At 44.5% G+C, this 245-nt stretch carries 1 protein-coding gene; it reads left to right on the plus strand.

From position 1 onward, the window contains the following. On the plus strand, nucleotides 1–245 hold a 245-nt coding region (locus QSV46_RS40700), incomplete at both ends, for a hypothetical protein (RefSeq protein ID WP_314964398.1).

Consider the following 245-nt stretch of genomic DNA (forward strand, 5'->3'; position numbering starts at 1 on the left):
GGCTTGAGCCGTCAGCATAAAGAAGAGCTTGAATTGTCAGGATTTTCTGCCAGTTTGTTTGATAAAAATATCACGGCGCAGGCGAGCTTTAATTTTAGCGTAGATGAAGTGGGTATTGGCTTGTGTGTTGAGATTATTGATGTCAATAAACTTGCCGATAAATCGGGCGATAAAACCGTGTCGGTAGAAGCGTTTGAAGGCAATAATTTGGTGCTGGTGGACGAAGGTCATCGCGGTACCAGTGG

Source organism: Bradyrhizobium cosmicum (assembly GCF_032290525.1).
Classification (GTDB): Bacteria; Pseudomonadota; Alphaproteobacteria; order Rhizobiales; family Xanthobacteraceae; genus Bradyrhizobium; species Bradyrhizobium cosmicum_A.